This window comes from Solibacillus cecembensis, assembly GCF_050272495.1.
Classification (GTDB): Bacteria; Bacillota; Bacilli; order Bacillales_A; family Planococcaceae; genus Solibacillus; species Solibacillus cecembensis.
Genome location: NZ_JBNNMF010000054.1, coordinates 1 through 4,606, shown reverse-complemented (window position 1 = coordinate 4,606; position 4,606 = coordinate 1). Strand labels below are relative to the sequence as shown.

The following is a 4,606-nucleotide window of genomic DNA, read 5'->3' as shown; positions in this document are numbered from 1 at the left end:
TTCTCCGCCATAGAATGAAGGCCCGTTGGTCAAGCGGTTAAGACACCGCCCTTTCACGGCGGTAACACGGGTTCGAATCCCGTACGGGTCATCATGCATAATAAGAAAAACGCTACATACGTTAAACTCGTATGTAGCGTTTTTTGTTGTTTAACTTGATTCAGCAGAAGTTCCCTACTTCTATAAGTGGGGAATGAATACTAACTATGCAATTTTATTCAGTGAGGATGCAAACCCCGGCTGTAGTAGAGGGGCTCAGGCTAACTCCCCAATGAGCGTGCTCTAAAAAATTTGGACGCAATTAAACCTCGGCATAATAGATTAATTAATAAGTTGAAGCATTAGAAACTCAGGTATTAAAGCAAGCAATTCTAAAGTTTAAGAACTGGCGAATGACAATGGTATTCAAATTCTTGAAATGGAATCGGATAAAGACCACATCCATTTACTGATTGAATGTAAACCTCAACACTATATCTCTAGTGTAGTTAGAGCTTTTAAAGGGGTATCGGCTCGAATCTTATTTAAGAAACACCTTGAACTCAAGCAACGTCTTTGGGGCGGTCATTTGTGGAAATCTAGTTATTTTGTAGCTACGGTTAGTGAAAATACTGAAGAACACATTCGGAATTATATAAAAGGTCAAAAAAAGAAATGAGGTGGATTGCATATGCAGAAATTACAATTTGAAGCAACATGGGATAAAACCCTTTCAAGTAAGGATCGTGAGTTAATCACTCAAGTTTTTAACAAACTAACAGCACAATCGGATACAGTGAGCTGTGATTTGATTCGTAGTGCACGCAATCATCATAATCAGTTGCTCGTAACAGTGCTGATTCACAATACTACTGTAAGCGAGCAAAGGTATATAGAGCGAGGCGTCAGTCTGCAAACCGTGAATGGGCGGTATACGCAAAAGTTTACGCAGCCAAAGCTTATTATTCCAAGTTATACAAGTATGCCATGGACATTTATTTTTGAACATGTTGCGCTTGATGCTGGAGATGTTGTGACAATCACAATTCAATAAAAGAACGCGAATTTCGTATGAGAAAACTACGAAATTCGCGTTTTTATTTTAAAAAGTAGATAAACCTGTTGCTTCTTGAATCCGGTACATAAGCTTTTTCCAAAGTGCTTGATCTTCATACACTTCGAAGTCTACTGTATATTGTCCGTCTTCATTGTTCCATAGGCGACTGAAATAGCGGTCAATTTGTTGCGCGAATTCATGCGAGCTTGGCATTTCCATATAGAGATTACTTTCCAAGTTGTAGTCAGCCAAATTGCGGCGTGTAAAGTTTGCCGACCCACCGATTAATGCTGCCTGCTCGGCTGATTTAACATACAGGAATTTACTATGATATTGCTCGCCATTCGTGTCATAAAAGCGTATATCTACATTTTCTTTTACAAGCTCAGCGGCAACTTGGCGGTTCGGAATTCCGTTTTTCTCTAAGCCGAATGCATCTTTATTTGGATCAACAATGATTTGCACATTGGCTCCGCGATTGGCCGCTGCCTTTATTGCTTTTACAATGTCACGGTCCGAAATATAAAAGACGCCAATTTTTACATCACTGCCTTGAGTAGTCTCATTTAAGAGCGCCAACATTGTCTTTTTAATTTTGCCCTCTGTCACCAGCTTCGTTTTGATATCTGAAGTTTCTGAAGGGTATTGCCAATCCACTTCTGCTAATTGCTTATTGGATAATGCGGCGACAGCTTGTTCCGACTCATACAAATCTTGCAAAATCGCCCCCGTTACGACGAAACCCATATTGGAATGATTACTACTCCCATCATGTGTTACATTGGCTGAAGTTAATAATGCTTCTTGCTCATTCATCACAACTTTGCGGTGATTGGCTTTAAAATTGAGTAAGTCTAAGTACGAGCCAACAGATGATTTGGCGCCATCTGGATTAAAGGCGTTCGGTAAAAAGCCATTTTGCGATACAGGCCACCATTGTAGGTACGTTCGCCAAAAACTAGAGTAAATCGGATTGGAGTCTTGTAAAGGCTTCATATTCGTGAAAATGACAGTAGCCCCGGCTTGCTTCAATTGTAAAAAAGTTTTAGGCGTTGCCGAACCATAAAGATTATTAATTGCATCGGTAATAATGGTGACATTTAATGCAGAATTAGCTTTCATTGCTTGTAAAACGGTATTTGTTATGTCATTTGCACGTGTTGGGTACTCACCCTTAGAGCGGTCATAATCATCGTTATATAAAAACATGTCGATTAATAATGTGTGCTCCGCTTCGTTAATAATGCGAATCGCTTCATCGTATAGCTGCTGTTCCATTACGCGGCCGTTCTTTTCATATGTAAGATCATAAACGAAGCGAACTTGGCTATCGTCATGGAACGCACCCTCCATTGAAATTCCTTTTGGTAGAGGCTTCAATGAATGAATCGCTCCAACAATAAGTGGAATTAGTAAAAGAATCGTGAGTAGGATGAATAGTTTTTTTCGAAGCTTTTTCATAGTATCCCTCATTTCAAATTAAGTAATAGCTATTAATAACTACAATCAGTACCTACTACTAATTTACGTTCTACATCGAGAAAAGTTCCGTTATTTGTAAAAAAACTTAATTGCAAATGACGTAGGGGAGGTAAATCCATTGCTACATATGAAATTCTGCCAATTTTATTTTGTGAATAGTCTGAATTCAAATTTTAGAATATACTTGTAATGGAAGTAACGAAACGGGCTTAACGATAACTAGGAAAGTAGGTTTGGATATGCAATCAGTTTATATAAACGAAGAAAAGCAAGTATACCCAATTATTTTTGAAATGAATTATGGTCAGTTGAGAAGTATCAATTGTTATCTATATAAGCATGGTTCTAAACTTACATTAATTGATGCAGGGTTGGATATACCGGAATATCGCATCTTTTTTGAGGAGCAATTAGCTGCTTATGGGTTTCAAATTGGAGATATCGATCAAATTTTATTAACTCATCATCATGAGGATCACATTGGATTAGTCAATTATATTATCGAGCAAAATCCAATCCCTGTTTATGCACATCCGTTAGCATTGCCACGCCTTGATTTTACGGAGGAATATCAAATTCAGAAGAAAACGTTTTTTTCACAGTTATATAGGCAATATGGATGTGAAGAAATAGCACAGAAAAGACTTCTAAAAATGCAGCAAACAATGGAAAATAGTGAGCACTTAAAAATTAAAACAACAATTACGGCACTTCATCATGATGATATGCTAGATGATTTACAGGTCATTGCTGTGCCTGGGCATTCACCAGACTCGATTATGTTTTATGATCAACAAACGAAATGGTTATTTGTAGGGGACCTAGTGATGTATAAAGGAACGACGAATGCAATAATCGATCATAACGAAGAAGGACAGCTATTGCCGACTGTTATGCAATACCGGAACTCGCTTGAACTTTGTTTGAAATATGATGTGAGCACTGTATTTTCAGGACACCAGCAAGTTTTTTCGAATTTACATGAAATTATACAAAAGAATTTATCGCGTATTGAATACAAATTGAATCGTGTAACAAAAAAAGTTATAGAAGGAAATGAAACGATCCTTCAGTTGGCATCGGCTATTTACGGAGAACGTATGAATAAAGAGATGACACTTATTTTATCTGAAATCATTGGTTATACGATGTATGCTGAAATGATGGGGGAATTGAAACGTGTTCAGAAAGAAACAGGCTGGCATTTTTACAAATAAACGCTTTTTAAGCATGTTGCTACATAAATTGCCAAGTTCAAATAAGCAGTAAAAGAACGAAAAAATACATTAATTCAAGTGATTGATAGCACAGGCTTATTTTGTGTATTGGTTTACAAGTTGGAAGTTGGGCCCTTCATGCAGAAGGATTCAGTAGTAGTAACAGCTAAAATCAGGCTAAACCACCTACCAAATCCTGTGACAATGCTGAGTGGCTCATGTGTCTAGTCAGCCTAAAAATATCATATTTTTATGAAACCATAATTGAAAGGAAGAATTTTTAGTTCAATTAATTTAGTGTAAGTGCGAAATCAATAGTATATGAAATAATAGAGCAATAGAATAGAGTGGATTATCGTAGTGGAAATGAATTGATTTGGGAATTGAAGTTGCGGAATGAACATGATTTATCCAAAGTAATAAATATAATTTAATGAAAAATAGAGGATTAAGTAAAATATTTGTAAAACAGTAGTTGAAAAATAGTTGTAATCATATTAAACTTTCGTTATGCTAAATAAGTATATTTTAAGGGAAAGCGCCAATAGTAATTAGCACGTTTAAAAAGAAAATAAACTTTTTTAAAAAAATACTGAAAAACTATTGCATTTCAATTAAAATCCTGATATTATAAATCTTGTCCTTAACAAACAGGACATACGTTAATAAGCAATTATTAATAGCCCATGGAGGATTAGCTCAGCTGGGAGAGCATCTGCCTTACAAGCAGAGGGTCGGCGGTTCGAGCCCGTCATCCTCCATCACTTTTTCTAAACGCCGGTGTAGCTCAGTTGGTAGAGCAACTGACTTGTAATCAGTAGGTCGAGGGTTCGACTCCTTTCGCCGGCACCATTTAGAGAGAGCCATTAGC

At 37.0% G+C, this 4,606-nt stretch carries 3 protein-coding genes, 3 tRNA genes and 1 pseudogene; 6 read left to right on the top strand and 1 reads right to left on the bottom strand.

Translation table 11 applies throughout. The features are described 5' to 3' along the window. Nucleotides 1-19: 19 nt before the first annotated feature. The 3 genes and pseudogenes from ACQKIH_RS22235 (at nucleotide 20) to ACQKIH_RS22225 (ending at nucleotide 1,033) form a co-directional block, all read left to right on the top strand. Nucleotides 20-91, top strand: a tRNA-Glu gene (locus ACQKIH_RS22235). Between the two features lie 291 nt (nucleotides 92-382). After that, a pseudogene (gene tnpA / locus ACQKIH_RS22230) lies at nucleotides 383-658 on the top strand (IS200/IS605 family transposase); the annotation flags it as partial. Nucleotides 659-670: 12 nt separating this feature from the next. After that, nucleotides 671-1,033 carry an SLAP domain-containing protein gene (locus ACQKIH_RS22225; protein WP_427769004.1) on the top strand — a complete coding sequence of 121 codons (363 nt, stop codon included), beginning with the start codon at nucleotides 671-673 and terminating at the stop codon, nucleotides 1,031-1,033. A gap of 48 nt (nucleotides 1,034-1,081) precedes the next feature. On the opposite strand, the gene ACQKIH_RS22220 is transcribed toward ACQKIH_RS22225, so the two are convergent. Further along, nucleotides 1,082-2,497 (bottom strand): phospholipase D-like domain-containing protein, encoded by a 1,416-nt coding sequence (locus ACQKIH_RS22220; RefSeq protein WP_427769001.1) that lies wholly within the window; start codon nucleotides 2,495-2,497, stop codon nucleotides 1,082-1,084. Nucleotides 2,498-2,757: 260 nt separating this feature from the next. Here ACQKIH_RS22220 and ACQKIH_RS22215 point away from each other — a divergent pair, with 260 nt between their 5' ends. The 3 genes from ACQKIH_RS22215 (at nucleotide 2,758) to ACQKIH_RS22205 (ending at nucleotide 4,587) form a co-directional block, all read left to right on the top strand. After that, the gene (locus ACQKIH_RS22215; RefSeq protein WP_427768998.1) at nucleotides 2,758-3,735 is read left to right on the top strand and encodes an MBL fold metallo-hydrolase; all 978 of its coding nucleotides are present in this window, start codon (nucleotides 2,758-2,760) and stop codon (nucleotides 3,733-3,735) included. 688 nt (nucleotides 3,736-4,423) lie between these two features. Beyond that, nucleotides 4,424-4,496 (top strand) — tRNA-Val (locus ACQKIH_RS22210). 15 nt (nucleotides 4,497-4,511) lie between these two features. Then, a tRNA-Thr gene (locus ACQKIH_RS22205) sits at nucleotides 4,512-4,587 on the top strand. Nucleotides 4,588-4,606 lie beyond the last annotated feature (19 nt).

What these genes read in the sequence shown, in the direction of transcription:
- ACQKIH_RS22225 (WP_427769004.1), top strand. Translation starts at nt 671, where the DNA reads ATGCAGAAATTACAATTTGAAGCAACATGGGATAAAACCCTTTCAAGT.
- ACQKIH_RS22220 (WP_427769001.1), bottom strand. Translation starts at nt 2,497, where the DNA reads ATGAAAAAGCTTCGAAAAAAACTATTCATCCTACTCACGATTCTTTTA.
- ACQKIH_RS22215 (WP_427768998.1), top strand. Translation starts at nt 2,758, where the DNA reads ATGCAATCAGTTTATATAAACGAAGAAAAGCAAGTATACCCAATTATT.